The organism is Pseudomonas sp. NBRC 111124, from assembly GCF_001320245.1.
In the GTDB taxonomy this organism is placed as follows: domain Bacteria; phylum Pseudomonadota; class Gammaproteobacteria; order Pseudomonadales; family Pseudomonadaceae; genus Aquipseudomonas.
In genome coordinates, this window is record NZ_BCBA01000011.1 from 1 (window position 1) to 18,256 (window position 18,256).

Here is an 18,256-nt window from a genome sequence, read left to right on the forward strand (position 1 = left end):
AAGCGCCGCGCGGGCGGCGCTCGATCTCACAGCCACCACAACCCTCAAGGCCTACACCCCAGAAACAACAAAGGCGCCCGATCTCACGATCAAGGCGCCTTCATAATATATGGGGTGGACGATGGGAATCGAACCCACGACAACTGGAATCACAATCCAGCGCTCTACCAACTGAGCTACGCCCACCATCTTGCGGTGTTGCGATACAACCTTACAGAAGCATGGTGCGGACGAAGAGACTCGAACTCTTACAGCTTGCGCCGCTGGAACCTAAATCCAGTGTGTCTACCAATTTCACCACGTCCGCGTAACGCTTAAAACAAAGGCGCCAGATCATTCAATCACAGGCGCCTTCGTCGAATATGGGGTGGACGATGGGAATCGAACCCACGACAACTGGAATCACAATCCAGCGCTCTACCAACTGAGCTACGCCCACCATATTGCATTACAGCCTTACTTGCTTGCCCAAGCTGCCTAAATGGCGCACCCGGCAGGACTCGAACCTGCGACCATCCGCTTAGAAGGCGGATGCTCTATCCAGCTGAGCTACGGGCGCTTAAGCGTGAAGCCTAACCGAACAAGACGCTAGCAGCGTAACTGCTAAACCACTCATTCTGCCCGACCTCGCCAACCAGTGCTAGGCTGTGCCCGACAAGTGCGGCGAATCTTATAGGCGAGCCCCCAGGTCGTCAACACCTTTCTCCAAAAAATTTAAATTATTTAAGGGGTTAGAGGATTTGCCCGACCACCCGCCTTTGACCTTGGGCGATGTCGTGCGAGAATGCGCCCTCTTTATTGTTCCTTTCTCGATGGTTAATCACGCGTCTATGACTGCACACCTAATCGATGGCAAGGCGATCGCCGCCAACCTGCGCAAGCAGATCGCTCAACGTGTCGAGGAGCGTCGCCAGCAAGGCCTGCGCACGCCGGGCCTGGCGGTGATCCTGGTCGGCACCGACCCCGCCTCCCAAGTCTATGTCTCGCACAAGCGCAAGGACTGCGAAGAGGTCGGCTTCATTTCCCAGGCATTCGACCTGCCCAGCGAGACCACGCAGAAAGCGTTGACCGAGCTGATCGACCGCCTCAACGACGACCCGGCCGTCGACGGCATCCTGCTGCAGCTGCCGCTGCCGGCACACCTGGATGCCTCGCTGCTGCTCGAGCGCATCCGCCCCGACAAAGACGTCGACGGCTTCCACCCCTACAACATCGGCCGCTTGGCCCAGCGCATCCCGCTGCTGCGCCCGTGCACGCCAAAAGGCATCATGACCCTGCTCGAAAGCACGGGGCAGGACCTGTACGGCATGAACGCGGTCATCGTCGGCGCTTCCAACATCGTCGGCCGCCCAATGGCCATGGAGCTGCTGCTGGGTGGTTGCACCGTGACCGTTTGCCACCGCTTCACCAAGGACCTGGCCGGCCACGTTGGCCGCGCTGATCTGGTGGTCGTGGCCGCCGGCAAACCGGGCCTGGTCAAGGGCGAGTGGATCAAGGAAGGCGCCATCGTCATCGACGTCGGTATCAACCGCCAGGAGGACGGCAAGCTGGTTGGCGACGTAGTCTATGAGACCGCCCTGCCGCGCGCCGGCTGGATCACGCCGGTTCCAGGCGGCGTCGGGCCGATGACCCGTGCCTGCCTGCTGGAGAACACGCTGTATGCGGCCGAAGAGCTGCACAAGTAATACTGCGTGACCTGAAAACGGCACCTCTGGCAGGTGCCGTTTTTTTGTGCCAGTGGTTAAGCCACTGAGCGCAGCCGATTCGGCTGCCAGCTGTGCAAAATCAGCCACCCCCGCTGCCAGCCTCCCCCGCTTCAGCCAGTATCGCCCCGCTCCGTGCCCGACAATATATCCAGAGCCCACACTGGAGGCGTCGCCGCAAGGAGACCTGTCATGACCCGCTATATCGATGTGCAAGACTTCGCCCGCCTGGTCAACCGCAAAGGCCTGCCCACCTGCCTGGTGGAAATGGCCGAGTACATCCGCCAGGACTACCTGCGCTGGCAGGCCTTCGAGAAGTGTGCACGGGTGGCCAACCACTCGCCCGGTGGGGTCATCGAGCTGATGCCGGTGTCCGATGCCAGCCTGTACGCCTTCAAGTACGTCAACGGGCACCCGAAAAACACTCAGCATGGCCTGCCCACAGTGATGGCCTTTGGCACCTTGGCCGATGTCGACACCGGCACGCCGCTGCTGCTCAGCGAAATGACCCTGACCACGGCGATCCGTACTGCCGCCACCTCGGCGCTGGCGGCCCGCTACCTGGCACGGGAAGACAGCCGCTGCATGGCGCTGATCGGCAACGGCTCGCAGAGCGAGTTCCAGGCCATCGCCTTCAATACCCTGCTGGGCGTCGACGAGATCCGCCTGTACGACATCGACCCCGCGGCCACGGCCAAGCTGGTAGCCAACCTGGCTGGCCGCCCCGGCCTGAAGCTGATCGTCGCCAGCTCCGTTGCCGAAGCGGTGCGCGGCGCCGATATCGTCACCACCGTTACTGCCGACAAAGCCTATGCCACCATCCTCACCCCGGAGATGATCGAGCCAGGCATGCACCTGAACGCGGTGGGGGGAGATTGCCCAGGCAAGACTGAGCTGCACCGTGACATCGTCGAGCGGGCGCGGGTGATCGTCGAATACGAGCCGCAGAGCCGTGTCGAGGGCGAGGTACAACAGATGCCTGAAGATTCGCCAGTGATCGAATTCTGGCAGGTGGTCGCGGGGCATGTTCGAGGCCGCGAGAATGCAGGGCAAGTGACCCTGTTCGACTCGGTCGGCTTTGCCCTGGAGGACTACTCGGCCTTGCGTTATGTGCTGGACACCGCACGCATGCTGGGCATTGGTCAGGACATCGCGCTGGTACCGAAGCTTGAGGACCCGAAGGACTTGTATTCGTTGCTGCAACCGCGCGTGGTCGGCGTGCACGCGATGCGCAAAGCAGACACTGCCTGCGCCTGATCAACCTTGGGGCCGCGCAGCGGCCCCGGATTACGCCTACCCTGTCCATGCCCACTTTTCAAAGAAGCCCTGCGCATGGACACCAAGGACGCCAATGCCCAACCTCTGGACCGCATCGATGAGGCTATTATCGAGGTGCTGCGCCACGACGGTCGCATCACCTTCGAAAAGCTCTCGACCCTGGTCCACCTTACACCTCGCCCCTGCCTGGAACGTGTGCGCAAACTGGAGCGGCGCGGCGTAATCCGCGGCTACGGCGCGATCATCGACCTGCAGAAGCTCGCCCCGGGCCTGTCGCTGCTGGTGCTGGTGGCCCTGTCCAACCAGAGCGGCCGCGCTGCGCAAAAAGCTTTCGAAGCCACCATGCTGGCTTGCCCGCAGGTCTATGAATGCCAACTGATCAGCGGCCACTTCGACTACAGCCTGCGCCTGCGCTGCCGCGACATGGAGCACTACCGAGTGCTCAGCGAAAGCTGGATGAATGACGACGCGCTGCACATCGACAAGCTGGTGGCGCATCCGGAGCTGGCAGCGATCAAGCACACGGCCCCGCCATTGGGGCTGTAACCGCCCTCAGCGCCTGGCAAGCGGATTGCAAAGACGCCTTCACGTTGGTCAACGCCCTGATTCACCCTCCGCGAAGGGGCCGCTTCAGCCCCCCATGCACCGAACTAGAGCCCAGCCAGCGTAAATGCCCCACAACTGGTCAGACCGGTAAGGCCAAAATCCCTTGCAATGTCGGATTTTTCGCGGTTTTATGATTCCGCGCTGAACAAACCGGTAAGACCACAATAATTAAGTCCTGCGCTCTTTCGCCCCGTGCGGCACCGAAGCAAGGACACCGATCTGAGATCCCTCCCATGCTCAAATGGTGCTCGCGTTCGATCTTCCTGCAAGTCGTGCTGGGCCTTGCCCTCGGCATCGCCTGCGGCCTCAGCTTCCCCGACCTTTCCCTGCAGCTCAAACCCCTCGGCGACGGTTTCATCAAGCTGATCAAGATGCTCATCGGCCTGATCGTGTTCTGCGTGGTAGTCAGTGGTATTTCCGGTGCCGGCGACCTGAAGAAGGTCGGGCGTATCGGCCTGAAATCGGTGATCTACTTCGAAGTGCTGACCACCATCGCCCTGGTCATCGGCCTGGTGTTCGCTTTCAGCAGCGGCATCGGCAGCGGCGCCAACATCCACCTCGACCAGCTGTCCAGTGCCGACGCCAGCAGCCTGGCCGAGCGCGGCCAGCACATTCATGGCGCCACGGCGTTTTTCATGGACCTGATCCCGACTTCGGTGGTAGGTGCCTTCGCTGACAACAACATTCTCCAGGTGCTGCTGTTCTCGGTGCTGTTCGGCAGCGCCCTGAACCTGGTGGGCGAATCGGCGGCCGGCATCTCGCGGCTGATCAACGAACTGAGCCACGTCATCTTCCGCATCATGGGCATGATCGTGCGCCTGGCGCCGATCGGCGTGTTCGGTGCCATCGCCTTCACCACTAGCAAGTACGGCCTGGAATCGCTGCAGCACCTGGGCGGCCTGGTGGCACTGTTCTACCTGACCTGCGCCGGTTTCGTGCTGATCGTCCTGGGTACCGTGATGCGCGTGTCGGGCCTGAAACTGCTGCCCTTCATCAAGTACTTGCGTGAAGAGCTGACCATCGTCCTCGGCACTGCTTCGTCCGACGCCGTGCTGCCGCAGATCATGCGCAAGCTGGAGCACCTGGGTATCGGCAGCTCCACTGTCGGCCTGGTAATCCCGACCGGCTACTCGTTCAACCTCGACGGTTTCTCCATCTACCTGACCCTGGCCATCGTGTTCATTGCCAACGCCACCGGCACGCCGTTGGAAATGACCGACCTGCTGACCATTCTGCTGGTGTCGCTGGTGACTTCTAAGGGGGCTCACGGCATCCCAGGCTCGGCGCTGGTGATCCTCGCCGCGACCTTGACTGCCGTGCCGGCGATCCCGGTGGTAGGCCTGGTGCTGGTGCTGGCGGTGGACTGGTTCATGGGCATTGGCCGGGCGCTGACCAACCTGATCGGCAATTGCGTGGCCACCGTGGCCATCGCCCGCTGGGAAAAGGACATCGACCTGGAACGTGCGCAGAACGTGCTCGATGGCAAACCCGGCTTCGCCCCAGCGCCACGCAAGCCAGCCAACCCCCATCAACAGGAATTCTGAGTGAATGTGGCCGGCGCTGACGCCGGCCCTTCCAGGAGCGAACCGTGATCAGTTCATCGACCGTCGTCAATTCAGTGGTGGCAAAACTGCGCCAGGCCTTGGCCCGCGGCCAGTGGCGCTCCGGCGACATGCTGCCCGGCCAGCGTGAACTGGCCGAACAACTGGGCATCAGCCGCCCCAGCCTGCGCGAAGCGGTGACCGTGCTGGAAACCCTGGGCCTGGTGCGTGCACTGCCAGGCAAAGGCGTGCTGGTGCTCGATGCCGAGGCCGCGCCCCAGGACCCGCCCAGCGAAAACGCTGCTGCAGCCAGCCTCGCCGACGTGCTGGAGCTGCGCTACACCTTGGAGCCGTTCATCGTCGGCCTGGTCGCGCAGTCGGCCAACAACCAGGATATCGGCCAGCTGCGTCTGACCCTGATGGACATGCGCGAAGCCCTGGAAGCCAATGACAGTGAAGCCGGGGTCAAGGCCTACATCGCCTTTCACGAGGCACTGTTTGCCCTGACCACCAACCCGATCTTCCAGAGCGTGGTGCAGCAGACCGGCAATGCCCTCAAGCAGAGCGCCAGCATGCTGCGCAATTCGCCCGAGCACCTGGCCGCGCGGCTCAAGGAAAACGAAGCCGTGGTGCGCGCCGTTCGCGAGCGCAACAGCGCCCAAGCCAGCGCCCAGATGCGCCAGCACATCCTCGCCGAAGGCGAGCGCATGGGCATTCAACTCAATATCCCGGACGACCAGCCCGGCCAATGACCCCAGGAGAGCGACCATGACCGCCTGCGCACACGCCGCCCCCCGCCTGCCTGCCCTGCTTGCCGCTGGCGAAACCCGCCTGTCGGCCGAGCAGATCTACCCGCGCCTGTTCGACGCGATCCTCGAGCAGCGCCTGCCACCAGGCAGCCTGTTGCCCGAACAGGCCCTGGGCAATGCCTTCGGGGTCAGCCGTACGGTGATCCGCCGTGTGCTCGGGCGCCTGTCGGACCAGCAAGTGGTGGTGCAACGTCCCAGCCACACCGCCCACCTGGCCGCCCCCGACCCTGAGCAGGCGCGACAAGTACTCAGCGCCCGACGCCTCGCTGAAACCACCCTGATCAGCCTGGCCGCCCAGCGCGCCCGGCCCGCGCAGATTCGCCAGCTGCGCCAGCTGGTCGAGCGCGAGCGCGTGCACCATGAACGCGGCGAACGCTGCGCCGCTATCCGCCTGGGGGGCGAGTTTCACCTCAAGCTCGCCCAAGTCGCGGCCAATGCGCCGCTGGCGCGGTTTCTCAACGGCCTGGTGCCGATGACCTCGTTGATCATCGCTCGTTATGAATCGCCCTGCTGTGACCACTGTGCATGGGAAGAACATGCGGCGATCATCGATGCCGTCGAAGCCGGTGATGCGGGGGCGGCGCTGGCGTTGATGCATGATCACCTCGACCGCCTGGAAGACAAGCTCGACCTCGACTGACCAGGGCCGATGGGCTGCACGGCAGCCCTCTTGGCACCGCCCTATACTCGGATGACCACCCAGCCTCTACCCTCCGGGAGGCAGCCGAGTGAGCCGACGACTCCTGATTCTGCTATGCCTTTTGCTGGCCATCGCCGGCTGCGCCAGCAAACGCTCGCCTCCCCCGCGCCCTCCAGCGGTTCTGAACCCCGCCGCCTGGCAACGCATCGACCAGGAACTGATCGAAGCGTCGGTTGGCGCCGCCGGCTCTGCCAACGACTATGCGCGGCGCTCGATGCGGGTATGGAAGGAACAGGTGCAGCAACGTACCGAACAGGACTTCATCCCCTGGTTCACCGGCTACTGGACCCAGCAATGGCTGACCATGAAGGTGGCCTGGTACAAGCTCGACAGCGGCGAAGGCCGCGAGCCTGCTGAGAAGCGCCTGGCGCTGTACCTGCAGGAGCAGTACCACGAACGGGTGATCGAACCGGTGGCCGAGCAGATCAACCCCGAAGGCATTCGCGATCGCGCCTGCGAGCTGTACGTGCAACTGCTCGGCCAGCAACTGCCGGCCATCATCCAGCGCTACAACGCCGCGCCCGAAGCATTCAGCCAGCGCCTGAACCGCATCCCGGCGATCAATCTGGGGCCGCCGTCCGCCCGCAATGCCACGCTTTATCAATTGTTGCGGGCCAAGTCGCTGGACCAGCAACCTGCGTGGCTGGCGTTGCGCGAGCACTTGCACAAACTGGCCAGCAAAGGCCCAGGGAAAACCGACGTGGGCTTGTCGTCGGTAGCGACCAATGCCAGCGAAAAACTCGGTGCCACCCTGGCGCCACGCGGCGTCGCCAGCGCAGTAGCCAGCGCCGTGGGCAAGGTGGCCGGGGCGATGATTTCGATTGCGGCGACCGGCTACGGGATCATGACCCACAACCGTGACCAGCCGGAGATGGTCGAGCAGCTGCGGGTCATCCTCAACGTCGCGCTCAATCAGGAATGGCAGGAGCTGATGGAGAACCGCCAGAGCGGCGCGCTGGCCGGGGTGTACTACCTGTCGGGGCAGGTCGAAGACAGCCTGCTGGCTACCGCGCCGCAGCCTTCCATGGAGCAGCAGGCGCAACAGCGACAAGCGCCGGCACAACAGGAACCGTTGCTGATTCGCCTGCCTTGAGCCACTTTGCCAGCCTCAGGCAGTGGCCATGGCCGAAGTCGGCAAGCCAAAGATCCGGTCGAACGCCCAGTTGTAGGCGAAGGTGTAGCACGGGATCAGAATGATGAATGCCAGGTCCACCAGAAACGCCTCCACCAAGCTCATGTCCAGCCACCAGGCGATCAGCGGAATCAGGTACACCACCAAGGTCAGCTGGAAGCCCACGGCATGTGCCACCCGTCGCGCAACGCTGCGCCCACGCTTGGCCTGGCGGCTCTCCCACCACTCGAACAGGCTGTTGTAGATCAGGTTCCAGAGCATGGCGATGGTGGTGATCATCACTGCCAGCGGCCCAGTGTGCGAAGCCTGGGTGTCCGACAGGTAGGCCAGCCCCAGGGTCGACATGCATAGGCCGATCAGTTCATAGGCGGTCACATAGACCAGTTTGCGTTTGACGCCTTGCACGGGTTACCTCATGTCTCTGAAATGCGAGGGCGCAAGGATGATTCAATCCACTTGACAGGAAAAGTCAGCAGCTTTCAGATTGGCTGACAGGAGGCTGCCATGAACTTTTCCAGCGACAACATCCAGCTGTTTCTCGCCGTGCTCGACCGCGGCTCGTTTTCCGCTGCTGCCCGCGCCCTGCAAAAGGTGCCTTCGGCGGTCAGCATGGCCATCGGCAACCTTGAAGCCGAACTGGGCTACACCCTGTTCGAACGTGGCCCGCGTGAGGTCCGCGCCACCGCCCAAGCCCTGGCCCTGGAACCCCATGCGCGGTTGATCGCCGATCAGCTGGGCTTGCTGCAAGTGCACGCGCTCGAGCTGTCGCAGGGGCTGGAAAGCAGCCTGACCCTCGCCGTGGTCCCCGATATCGACCATCGCCCACTGCTGGCAGCCATTGCCAGCCTCGGCGCACGCTACCCGCTGCTCGACATCCAGCTGCACAGCGCCCCTCAGGAAGAGGCCCTGCACCTGCTCGACAGCGGCCGCGCCGACCTGTGCCTGGCTTTTGCCGGCTTGCAGGTCGATGCCCGTCGCAGTTTCCAGCACATCGGCATTGAATCGCTGGTAGCCACCTTGTCGCCCACCCACCCGGCACTGCTCGAAGGCCGTATCCATAACCTCGAAGACCTGGTTAATGTGCGTCAGATCCTGGTCCGCAGCCGCGACCTGCCACTGCTCGACCCACGCCCGCTGATAGGAGCCACGCATTGGTCCACCGACAGTTTCGACCTGGCTTTGCAGATGGTCGAAGCCGGCCTTGGCTGGGGTGACCTGCCACTGGCTCGGGTCGCGCCGCTGGTCACAGCCGGACGCCTGGTGCGCCTGGAATTTGGCAATACCCGCAACGAACTGCAGCTGCCAATACATGTGTTCTGGCGCAAGCAGCAACCATTGCGCCAGGGCGCTCGGCTGCTGATCGAGCTGCTGGCCGCTGGCTAGCCCACCGTCCGTCGTCAGCGTGCCAAGTAAATAGCCAGTTGTTTCAACCTTTTACCAAGCGCGCCGATACCACGTAGGACAGGACTCGCCTTTTCGCCACAAGCACGCGGCGCCCTTCCCATTCTTGGCTCAAGGTCTCGAAACATGAACCTGAAATTTCGCCACAAAATCCTCCTCAGCGCCTGCGGTGTCGTGGTGCTGGCCTTTGCGCTGTTCACGCTCTACAACGATTATCTGCAACGCAACACCCTTCGCCAGAACATCGAATCTTCCGTGCAACAGGCCGGCGCATTGACCGCCAGCAGCGTGCAGAACTGGATGAGCGGACGCATTCTGGTGCTGGAAAACCTGGCGCAGGACATTGCCGAGCAAGGGGCAGGAGAGACCCTGGGCGGGCTGATCGAGCAGCCTTCCTACACGCGAAATTTCCTTTTCACCTACCTGGGCCAGGCCAACGGCACATTCACCCAGCGCCCTGACACGCAAATGCCGGCCGGCTATGACCCCCGCCAGCGGCCGTGGTACAGCAGCGCGGCCAGCGCTGGCCAGACCGTGCTCACCGCCCCCTATCAGGGCGCCGTCGGTGGCCTGATGGTGACCATCGCAGTACCGGTGAAAAGCAAGCGCAACGGCGAGCTGATGGGCGTGGTCGGCGGCGACCTGACCCTCGACACCCTGGTCGAGATCATCAACTCGGTCGACTTCGGCGGCATTGGCCACGCCTTCCTCGCCGATAGCAGCGGCCAGGTGATCGTCAGCCCGGACAAAGACCAGGTGATGAAAAACCTCAAGGACATCTACCCCAGCAGCGGCCTGCGGGTGAGCGCCGGTATGCAGGACGTCACCCTCAACGGCGAGGACCGGCTGATCTCGTTCGCCCCGGTCGCCGACCTGCCGTCGGCACAGTGGTACATCGGCCTGTCAATCGACAAGGACAAGGCCTACGCCGCGCTCAGCCAGTTCCGTACCTCAGCGATCATTGCCATGCTCATCGCCGTGGCCGCCATCGCCGTGCTGCTCGGCCTGCTGATCCCGGTGCTGATGCGCCCGCTGACCACCATGGGCCGCGCCATGCGCGACATCGCCGAAGGTGAAGGCGACCTGACCCGCCGCCTCGATGTGCAGCACAAGGACGAATTCGGCGAACTGGCCACCTCATTCAACCGCTTTGTCGAACGCATCCACACCTCGATCAGCGAAGTGTCCTCGGCCACCCGCCTGGTGCACGACCTCTCGGAAAAAGTGGTCAACGCCTCCAACGCTTCGATCACCGGCTCCGAAGAGCAGAGCATGCGCACCAACAGCGTGGCGGCGGCGATCAACCAGCTGGGTGCCGCGACCCAGGAGATCGCCCGCAATGCGGCCGACGCCTCGCAGCACGCCAGCGGCGCCAGCGAACAGGCCCATGGCGGCCGTGAAGTGGTCGAGCAGGCGATCAGCGCCATGACCGCGCTGTCGCAGCGCATCAGCGAGTCGTGCGAACAGATCGAAACCCTCAATGCCAGCACCGACGAGATCGGCAAGATCCTCGACGTGATCAAGGGCATCTCCCAGCAGACCAACCTGCTGGCACTCAACGCTGCCATCGAGGCCGCCCGCGCCGGGGAAGCCGGGCGCGGCTTTGCCGTGGTCGCCGATGAGGTGCGCAACCTGGCACACCGCACCCAGGAATCGGCCGAAGAGATCCACCGCATGATCACCAGCCTGCAGGTGGGCTCGCGCGAAGCGGTGCACACCATGAACACCAGCCAGGTATCGAGCGAACAGACTGTGCAGGTGGCCAACCAGGCCGGCGAACGTCTGGCCAGCGTGACCCAGCGCATCGGTGAAATCGACGGCATGAACCAGTCGGTGGCCACGGCTACCGAGGAGCAGACCGCGGTGGTCGAAAGCCTGAACCTGGACATCACCCAGATCAACGCGCTGAACCAGCAAGGGGTGGAAAACCTCAACCAGACCTTGCAGCATTGCGATGCTCTGGCTCAGCAGGCCGGGCGCCTGAAGCAGCTGGTGGGCAGCTTCCGCATCTGATGCAACGCCCCTCGTCGGCCCGGGCCGACGAGGGGCTTGCGCGCTAGGCGACGACCGCCTTGGCGCTGCGGTCCCGCCGTACCCAGGCCAGCAACACCGCCGCCATCAGCACAAAGCCCAGGTAGCCGAACAGCGGATACACCTCACCCACCAGGCTGATGAACCCCACCAGGCTGCAGACAAACGCCACCGCCCCGGTCACCACCGAGCCCCAGCGGAACTTCGCTGTGCCCGCCGGCAACAGCCGCGACAGGAACGAGAACAAGGTGCCAACCGCGGTGTTGACGATCATGCCGAAGATGATCAGGCACATCACCAGGCCCAGCAGCGGCGACACCTCATTGGCAATCGACAGCATCGGCATCGGCAAGTCGGCAACGCTGTCCAGGCGCGACAGCAGCCCGGCACTCATCACCAGCATCAACCCGCCCAGCGCCGCGCCGCCGAGCAGGCCGCCCCACACCGCGGCTTTCTCGCCCTTGGCCGAACCGCCGAGAATCGCCAGAATCGGCGCCCCGGCAACGATGTTGTAGGACACGTACAAAAACGCCCCGAGCAACCAGTGTCGGGTGCCCGCCTGCTGCTGGCTGGCCAGCTGGTCGAGCGCGGCGAGGCTCTGCCCGCGGGTAAACACCGCGTACAGGGCAATCGCCGACGCCACCAGGATCAGCAACGGGGTGATGGCACCGATGGCGACGATGACCTTGCGCACGTCCAGGCACACGATACCCACCACCAGCAAGGTCACCAGCACGCTGCCGGTCAGCGCCGGGATGGCGAACTGCTGCTCCAGCAAGGCACCGCCACCGGCCAGCATGACCACGGTCACCGCGAACATGAAGAAGGTGATCAGCCAGTCGACGAACAAGCCCAGATGACGCCCGCAGATGGCCTGGATCACATCCTTGTGCGAAGTGGCACGCTGGCGATTGCCCAACCCGGCCAGGGCCATGCCGAGGAAGGTGAACAGCGCCGCGCTGACCAGCGCGCCAAGCAGCCCCCAGAGGCCGAAATCGACGAAGAACAACAACAGTTCCCGCCCGGACGCAAAGCCCGCCCCCACGATCACGCCGACGAAGGCCCCGGCGATCTTCAGTTGCTCTTGCATGTGAACCTCTGATTATTGTTGTTGTGGCCCCACAGGGCGTGCATGCGAACCGCGGCTGGTTCAGCCTTCGCCGACGAACGCCTGCACTTCGATCTCCACATCCACGCCCAGCGCCAATGCCGACGCCACGGTCGAACGCACCGGCAGCGCGGCGCCGAAGTATTCTTTGTAAACCTCGTTGAAACCGGCGAAGTGATCCATCGACGACAGCCATACCGTCACCTTGACCACCTGGTCGAAGCGCGCCTCGCACGCCGCCAGGCTCTCGGCGATGCGCTCGCAGGCGGCACGGGTCTGGGCCTGGATGTCGCCGCGCACCACCTCGCCGGCGGGGTTCATCGGTACCTGGCCCGACAGGAACAGGAAACCGCCCGCCTTCACGGCGCGGGAAAACGGGAACGGCAAGGTGCTAGGGAAACGCTGAATCTGATTGCTCATGACAAACTCCTTTCAGGGGTGTTGAAAACGTGCCGGGGACAGGCGCTCGGGCGCTACCCCCTGGGCGGTCAAGCTCGGGCACAGGGGTTGGCCGAGCAGCAGATCGGCGGCCAGGCGCGAAGCACCGGCAGCCGACTGGATACCATAGCCACCCTGCGCCGCCAGCCAGAAGAACGCCGGCATACCAGGGTCGAAGCCGATCACCAGGTCGCCGTCGGCGACGAACGAGCGCAAGCCCGCCCACGTGTGGCTGGGGCGGCGGATGGACAGCGACGTCATCGCTTCGATGTTGTAGATGCCCAGGGCGATATCGAACTCCTCGGGCGCGGCATCCTGGGGTTCGACCGGGTCGGCATTGGCCGGCGAGCCGAGCAGCTGGCCGGCGTCGGGCTTGAAGTAGAAACTTTCGTCGACACCGATCACTGCCGGCCAATGCGCAAAGTCCTGGTCGGCCGGGCCGGGGAAGGTGAACGCGCTGCGCCGGCACGGCTGCAGGCCGACGCGGGCCACGCCACACTGCTCGGCCACCCGGTCAGCCCAGGCACCGGCGGCATTGACCAAGGTGTACGCCTGCACATGGCTGCCATCGGCCAACTCCACCTGCCACAGGTCATCGAGGTACCAGGCCCGCTGCAGCTCGGCGTTGCAGCGCAATTCACCGCCAGCGGCACGGTAGCCCCGCAGGAAGCCCTGGTGCAGGGCGTGCACGTCGAGGTCCATGGCGCCCGGCTCATGCACCGCGCCGGCGAGGCTGTCAGCGTTCAGGCTGGGCACCAGCGCCAGCGCCGCATCGCGGTCAAGCAGGCTGACGGCAGTACCATTGGCCAGGTTCTGCGCATGGGTGTGCTCGAGCAGTTCGCGCTGTTCAAGGCTGGCGACATACAGGCAGCCACGCGGCTCGAGCAGCGGGTGCTCGCAGAAGCCGGCTGGCGGCGCTTCGTAGAAGGCCCGGCTGGCACGGGTCAGGGCCTGGATCTGCGGGGTACCGTAGGCTTCCATGAACATCGCCGCCGAGCGTCCGGTCGAGTGGTAGCCCGGTTGCGCTTCGCGTTCGAGCAACAGCACGCGGCGATCACCGGCCAGGCGATAGCCCAGTGAAGCACCAGCGATACCGGCGCCGATGATCAGGGTGTCGTAGATCTGGGTCATGCACGCTCCTGCTGCGCGAATTATCATTTATGAGAATTCTAATATATGAGAATTTCGAAACATGCAAGCGCGCAGGGTAAGATGCGCGATCCACGACGGATGCCGAGACCCGCGAATGCCTGATGCCCGCCCTGCTGCCCTGCCCTTGCTCGACCGCGCCGAAGTCGGCGGGCGCCTGCGCCAGGTGCGCAAGGCACGCCAGTTGACCCTCAAGCAATTGTCCGAGCTCAGTGGCGTGCCGGTGTCGACCTTGTCGAAGATGGAGCTGGCGCAGGTTTCGGTGAGCTACGAAAAACTGGCCGCCGCCGCCCGCGCCCTGGAAGTCGACATTGCCCACCTGTTCCGCGCCAGCGGCCCGGTGGCAGAAAACGTGGCAGCGCCGGTAACCGTGGTGATCGACTCGCTGCCCGCCGCAGCGGGATATTCCACCGGCACCTACGATTACCACCCGATCGCCGGCGCCTTTCCTGAGCGGCGCATGACCCCCGCTTACGCCCGCATCATTGCTCGCGAACGCGGCCAGTTCGACGATTTTATCCGCCATCCGGGCCAGGAGTTCGCGGTGGTGCTCAGCGGCCGGGTGCGCATCGAATTCGAGACCGGCGAGGCCGTCAGCATCGGCCCCCAGGAAACGGCCTACTTCGACAGCCAGGTGGGGCACATCTACCTCTCTGAGAGCGAAGATGGCGGGGATGCCCATGTGATGGTGGTGATGACCGATCGTTGACGCCGGTTATAACCTAATAACGAACAAGTCTATTTGGCTATAAAAACTCCCTATATGCTGGCACCCATCCGATAACGGGCAAAGCTGGGCAGTCGAGTAGGGTATGGATGTAGGTTCTTTCGGTTTCACCATTGCTGGACTGGTTGTAGGTTTCATCGTCGGCATGACCGGCGTCGGTGGCGGCTCGCTGATGACCCCGATCCTGCTGTGGTTCGGCATCAACCCGGCCACTGCCGTGGGCACCGACCTGCTGTATGCCGCCATCACCAAGGGCAGTGGCGTCTGGGTGCATGCCCGGCAGAAGAACATCGACTGGAAGATCACCGGCCTGCTCAGCCTCGGCAGCGTGCCAGCGGCTGCCCTGACCCTGTGGTTCCTCAGCACCCTGAACACCGACACCACAGCGCTCAACGCCATCATCAAGCAGGGCCTGGCGGTGGTGCTGATCCTCACCGCCCTCGCGATCCTGTTCAAGTCGCGCCTGCAGGCGTTCGCCAGCCGTCACGCCGGTGACCACTACCACCTCAGCGACCGCAGCCTGAACACCCTCACCGTGCTCACCGGCGTGGTGCTGGGCGTGATGGTTACCCTGACCTCGATCGGTGCCGGCGCCTTGGGCACCGTGGCGCTGTTCCTGCTCTACCCGTTCCTGGCCACCCGTCGCCTGGTCGGCACCGAAATCGCCCACGCCGTGCCCCTGACCCTGGTCGCCGGTATCGGCCACGCCGGCATGGGCAACATGGACTGGTCGCTGCTGGGCTACCTGCTGTTGGGCTCGCTGCCGGGCATCTACCTGGGCAGCCACCTCACCGGGCGCATTTCCGACCGCGTGTTGCGCCCTTGCCTGGCGGCCATGTTGCTGTTGATCGGCTACAAGCTGGCGTTCTGACCCGGCAACCGGCGCTTGCTCAGCCCAGACGCAAGCGCCACTGCCCGGTAAAGCTCAACTCGACCCGCGACAGCGGCAGCACATCGATCCGCTGCGCGGCAGCCAGCGGGCACTCCAGCACCGTCACCAGCGCCGCGCGAATCACCCAGGGGTGAGTCACCGCCAGCCATTCACCCGGCCTGTCGAAGGCCATCAGCCATGCCCCCACACGTTCGCACACCTGCGCAAACGACTCACCACCCTGGGGTGCGCTGAACGGATCTTCCAGCCACTGCGCCAACGCCTGCGCCTGCTCGGCCTGCAACCGCTTGAACGGCAGACCCTGCCAATGGCCAAGGGCGCCATCGGCCAACGCTGGCTCGACCTGTGCTTGCGACGAAAGCCACGCCGCCGTCTGCGTGGCACGCCGCTCCGGTGCAGCCAGCAGCTGCGTGCCGGGGGTGATCGCCAACGGCTCGGCGGCCAGAGGCAAAATGCCGTCGTCGGGCTGCGCCAGGCGCCCGTTTTTCTGGGCCTGGGTCAGGGCGTGGCAGAGCAGGGTCAGGCGTACGGCTTTCACCAGGGTATTCTTCACTGAAAGGCAGGCCGACTGGTTTAACACGCCGGTCGCATTTTTACCGCAACTAAAGTCACGCCAAAGCGGAACGTCGGTTAGCATCGCCACTCCAAGGCGAAATGCCAGCTGAGCCCGACCAATGCCCACTACTACTCCCAGCCCCTTGCTGCTCGCCCTGCGCGAAAGCACCCGTGACTGCCACAAAGCGCTGGAAGCGCGCCTGCCGTTCTTCAGCCCTGGCTTCGACAGCGCTGCCTACCGCCGACTGCTGCAGGCCTACTACGGTTTTCATGCTCCCCTGGAAAACAGCCTAAGCAACTATCAAGGGTCAGAACGCCGCAAGACCCCGACCTTGACCCGCGACCTGCTGGCCCTGGACCTGAGCGAAGCCGACATTGACGCCCTGCCCCTGTGCCAGGCACTGCCGGCCATCCGCGACGAAGCCAGCGCGCTGGGCGTGATGTACGTTCTGGAAGGTTCGACCCTCGGCGGCCAGGTGCTCAAACGGGCGATGGCCGAACGTCTGGGCATCGATCACGACAGCGGTGCAGCCTTCCTCGACGTCTACGGCGAGCTGACTGGCAGTTACTGGCGAAGCTTCCTCGAGCGGCTTGGCCAGGCCTCGGCTGCTAGGCCGGCCCAGGCCAACACGGTACAGGCCGCCATCGACACCTTCACCTGCTTTGAAGCGTGGCTTGGCCAGCGAAAAGTCTTGAATTAGCGCCTTCCTTTAGCGGATATCGGCGTTTTGCCACCGTTGCTGCGCTTTCGAGAGGCGTTTGCCAGAGTGACAGCCGGATAGGCCGGCGGGCGCCCTGAGGGCTGCTGAACACCCTGCGGAACACCTGAGCACGCCAGGGCGTCTACAGTCAGCACTGTTCCCACTGCTTCGGCCCCTATCTGCATGCTCACAGCCGCACTGATCTTCGTGTTCACCCTGACCCTGGTCATCTGGCAACCCAAAGGCCTCGGCGTCGGCTGGAGCGCCAGCCTCGGCGCCGTGCTGGCGCTGTTGTTCGGGGTGGTCTCGCTGCACGACATCCCCACCGTGTGGGCGATCATCTGGAACGCCACCGGCACCTTCATCGCCCTGATCGTCATCAGCCTGTTGCTGGACGAAGCGGGTTTCTTCGAATGGGCGGCGCTGCATGTGGCGCGCTGGGCGCGTGGCGACGGGCGCCGGCTGTTCGCCTTCATGGTGCTACTGGGGGCTGCAGTATCGGCCCTGTTCGCCAATGACGGGGCGGCGCTGATCCTCACCCCGATCGTCATGTCGATGCTGCTGGCATTGCGCTTCTCCCCCGCCGCGACCCTCGCCTTCGTCATGGGCGCCGGCTTCATTGCCGATACCGCCAGCCTGCCACTGGTGGTGTCGAACCTGGTGAACATTGTTTCGGCGGACTACTTCGGCCTCGGTTTCAATGCCTATGCATCGGTGATGATGCCGGTGAACCTGGTGGCGGTGGCGGCCACGCTGCTGGTGCTGTGGCTGTATTTTCGCCGCGACATTCCGGCCCGATACGCCGCCGAGGACCTCAAGCTACCGGCCCTGGCCATCCGCGACCGCGCCACCTTTCGCGTCGGCTGGGTAGTGCTTGTGGGCCTGCTGGCCGGGCTGTTCGTGCTGGAGCCGCTCGGCATTCCGGTCAGCGCCGTGTCTGCTGCCGGAGCGCTGGTGCTGTTCGCGGTGGCCGCCCGCGGCCATGTGATCATCACCCGCCGGGTGCTGCGCGAGGCGCCGTGGCACATCGTAGTGTTCTCGCTAGGCATGTATCTGGTGGTCTACGGGCTGCGCAATGCCGGCCTGACCGACTCACTGACCCAGGTGCTGAACGGCCTTGCCGGGCATGGCCTGTGGGCCGCTTCGCTGGGTACCGGGTTGATTGCCGCGCTGCTGTCCTCGGTGATGAACAACCTGCCCAGCGTGCTGGTCGGTGCGCTGTCGATCCAGGCCAGCGAGGCGCACGGCGTGGTCCGCGAGGCGATGATCTACGCAAACGTGATCGGCTGCGACCTGGGGCCGAAGATTACCCCGATCGGCAGCCTGGCGACCTTGTTGTGGCTGCATGTGCTGGCGCGCAAGGGGGTGACGATTGGCTGGGGGTATTACTTCAAGGTTGGCGTGCTGCTGACGGTGCCGGTGTTGCTGGTGACCTTGGCGGCACTGGCAGTGCGGCTGAGCCTTTGAGATCGCCGGGGCCGCTGC

Annotated in this window: 18 protein-coding genes, 4 tRNA genes and 1 pseudogene; 14 read left to right on the plus strand and 9 right to left on the minus strand. The window is 64.1% G+C overall.

All coding sequences use genetic code 11. From position 1 onward, the window contains the following. Positions 1 to 110: 110 nt before the first annotated feature. From APH28_RS05600 to APH28_RS05615, 4 genes are all read right to left on the minus strand, one after another. A tRNA-His gene (locus APH28_RS05600) sits at positions 111 to 186 on the minus strand. A 36-nt stretch (positions 187 to 222) separates the two neighbouring features. Then, a tRNA-Leu gene (locus tag APH28_RS05605) sits at positions 223 to 307 on the minus strand. 56 nt (positions 308 to 363) lie between these two features. Continuing rightward, positions 364 to 439 (minus strand) — tRNA-His (locus APH28_RS05610). Between the two features lie 43 nt (positions 440 to 482). Next, positions 483 to 559 (minus strand) — tRNA-Arg (locus APH28_RS05615). 271 nt (positions 560 to 830) lie between these two features. On the opposite strand from APH28_RS05615, the gene folD reads away from it, so the two are divergent. From folD to APH28_RS05650, 7 genes are all read left to right on the plus strand, one after another. Then, positions 831 to 1,685, plus strand: a complete 855-nt coding sequence (gene folD, locus APH28_RS05620) for a bifunctional methylenetetrahydrofolate dehydrogenase/methenyltetrahydrofolate cyclohydrolase FolD (RefSeq protein ID WP_060507989.1) — start codon at positions 831 to 833, stop codon at positions 1,683 to 1,685. Between the two features lie 210 nt (positions 1,686 to 1,895). Then, positions 1,896 to 2,960: an ornithine cyclodeaminase gene (locus APH28_RS05625; RefSeq protein WP_060507990.1), complete on the plus strand. Its 1,065-nt coding sequence runs from the start codon at positions 1,896 to 1,898 to the stop codon at positions 2,958 to 2,960. Between the two features lie 75 nt (positions 2,961 to 3,035). Continuing rightward, positions 3,036 to 3,527 (plus strand): Lrp/AsnC family transcriptional regulator, encoded by a 492-nt coding sequence (locus APH28_RS05630; RefSeq protein WP_060507991.1) that lies wholly within the window; start codon positions 3,036 to 3,038, stop codon positions 3,525 to 3,527. A gap of 293 nt (positions 3,528 to 3,820) precedes the next feature. Then, a complete protein-coding gene (locus tag APH28_RS05635) occupies positions 3,821 to 5,131 on the plus strand; it encodes a C4-dicarboxylate transporter DctA (protein WP_060507992.1) in 1,311 nt (436 codons plus the stop codon). 44 nt (positions 5,132 to 5,175) lie between these two features. Further along, positions 5,176 to 5,880, plus strand: coding sequence for a FadR/GntR family transcriptional regulator (locus APH28_RS05640; protein ID WP_060507993.1), 705 nt, complete (start codon positions 5,176 to 5,178; stop codon positions 5,878 to 5,880). Positions 5,881 to 5,896: 16 nt separating this feature from the next. Then, the gene (locus APH28_RS05645; protein WP_060507994.1) at positions 5,897 to 6,577 is read left to right on the plus strand and encodes a GntR family transcriptional regulator; all 681 of its coding nucleotides are present in this window, start codon (positions 5,897 to 5,899) and stop codon (positions 6,575 to 6,577) included. An 88-nt stretch (positions 6,578 to 6,665) separates the two neighbouring features. Further along, positions 6,666 to 7,730 carry a hypothetical protein gene (locus APH28_RS05650; RefSeq protein WP_060507995.1) on the plus strand — a complete coding sequence of 355 codons (1,065 nt, stop codon included), beginning with the start codon at positions 6,666 to 6,668 and terminating at the stop codon, positions 7,728 to 7,730. Between the two features lie 15 nt (positions 7,731 to 7,745). Here the strand turns inward: APH28_RS05650 and APH28_RS05655 are convergent, their stop codons facing one another. Next, the gene (locus tag APH28_RS05655) at positions 7,746 to 8,174 is read right to left on the minus strand and encodes a PACE efflux transporter (RefSeq protein WP_060507996.1); all 429 of its coding nucleotides are present in this window, start codon (positions 8,172 to 8,174) and stop codon (positions 7,746 to 7,748) included. 99 nt (positions 8,175 to 8,273) lie between these two features. Between APH28_RS05655 and APH28_RS05660 the strand changes: the two genes are divergently transcribed. The 3 genes and pseudogenes from APH28_RS05660 to APH28_RS29430 all read left to right on the plus strand — a co-directional run bounded on the left by APH28_RS05660 (position 8,274) and on the right by APH28_RS29430 (position 11,183). After that, complete coding sequence (locus APH28_RS05660; RefSeq protein WP_060507997.1) at positions 8,274 to 9,152, plus strand: LysR family transcriptional regulator; 879 nt, start codon at positions 8,274 to 8,276, stop codon at positions 9,150 to 9,152. A gap of 144 nt (positions 9,153 to 9,296) precedes the next feature. Then, positions 9,297 to 10,325 (plus strand): annotated as a pseudogene (mcpA, locus tag APH28_RS29425) (methyl-accepting chemotaxis protein McpA); the annotation flags it as partial. Between the two features lie 117 nt (positions 10,326 to 10,442). After that, on the plus strand, positions 10,443 to 11,183 hold the full coding sequence (locus APH28_RS29430) for a methyl-accepting chemotaxis protein (protein WP_371263064.1): 741 nt from the start codon (positions 10,443 to 10,445) through the stop codon (positions 11,181 to 11,183). 43 nt (positions 11,184 to 11,226) lie between these two features. On the opposite strand, the gene APH28_RS05670 is transcribed toward APH28_RS29430, so the two are convergent. The 3 genes from APH28_RS05670 to APH28_RS05680 are packed head-to-tail and all read right to left on the minus strand — an operon-like array spanning position 11,227 to position 13,878. Next, positions 11,227 to 12,291, minus strand: a complete 1,065-nt coding sequence (locus tag APH28_RS05670) for a hypothetical protein (RefSeq protein ID WP_060507999.1) — start codon at positions 12,289 to 12,291, stop codon at positions 11,227 to 11,229. 60 nt (positions 12,292 to 12,351) lie between these two features. Next, on the minus strand, positions 12,352 to 12,729 hold the full coding sequence (locus tag APH28_RS05675) for a RidA family protein (RefSeq protein WP_060508000.1): 378 nt from the start codon (positions 12,727 to 12,729) through the stop codon (positions 12,352 to 12,354). A gap of 12 nt (positions 12,730 to 12,741) precedes the next feature. Continuing rightward, on the minus strand, positions 12,742 to 13,878 hold the full coding sequence (locus APH28_RS05680; protein ID WP_060508001.1) for an FAD-binding oxidoreductase: 1,137 nt from the start codon (positions 13,876 to 13,878) through the stop codon (positions 12,742 to 12,744). Between the two features lie 115 nt (positions 13,879 to 13,993). Between APH28_RS05680 and APH28_RS05685 the strand changes: the two genes are divergently transcribed. Then, a complete protein-coding gene (locus APH28_RS05685) occupies positions 13,994 to 14,605 on the plus strand; it encodes a helix-turn-helix domain-containing protein (RefSeq protein WP_060508002.1) in 612 nt (203 codons plus the stop codon). Between the two features lie 103 nt (positions 14,606 to 14,708). Next, positions 14,709 to 15,494 (plus strand): sulfite exporter TauE/SafE family protein, encoded by a 786-nt coding sequence (locus APH28_RS05690; RefSeq protein ID WP_060508003.1) that lies wholly within the window; start codon positions 14,709 to 14,711, stop codon positions 15,492 to 15,494. Between the two features lie 19 nt (positions 15,495 to 15,513). On the opposite strand, the gene APH28_RS05695 is transcribed toward APH28_RS05690, so the two are convergent. Continuing rightward, positions 15,514 to 16,053, minus strand: a complete 540-nt coding sequence (locus tag APH28_RS05695) for a histidine phosphatase family protein (protein WP_060508006.1) — start codon at positions 16,051 to 16,053, stop codon at positions 15,514 to 15,516. Between the two features lie 136 nt (positions 16,054 to 16,189). Here APH28_RS05695 and APH28_RS05700 point away from each other — a divergent pair, with 136 nt between their 5' ends. Together APH28_RS05700 and APH28_RS05705 are read left to right on the plus strand one after the other, a co-directional pair. Beyond that, the gene (locus APH28_RS05700) at positions 16,190 to 16,771 is read left to right on the plus strand and encodes a biliverdin-producing heme oxygenase (protein ID WP_060508004.1); all 582 of its coding nucleotides are present in this window, start codon (positions 16,190 to 16,192) and stop codon (positions 16,769 to 16,771) included. A 183-nt stretch (positions 16,772 to 16,954) separates the two neighbouring features. Next, complete coding sequence (locus APH28_RS05705) at positions 16,955 to 18,238, plus strand: arsenic transporter (RefSeq protein WP_060508005.1); 1,284 nt, start codon at positions 16,955 to 16,957, stop codon at positions 18,236 to 18,238. The last annotated feature ends 18 nt before the right edge of the window (positions 18,239 to 18,256 follow it).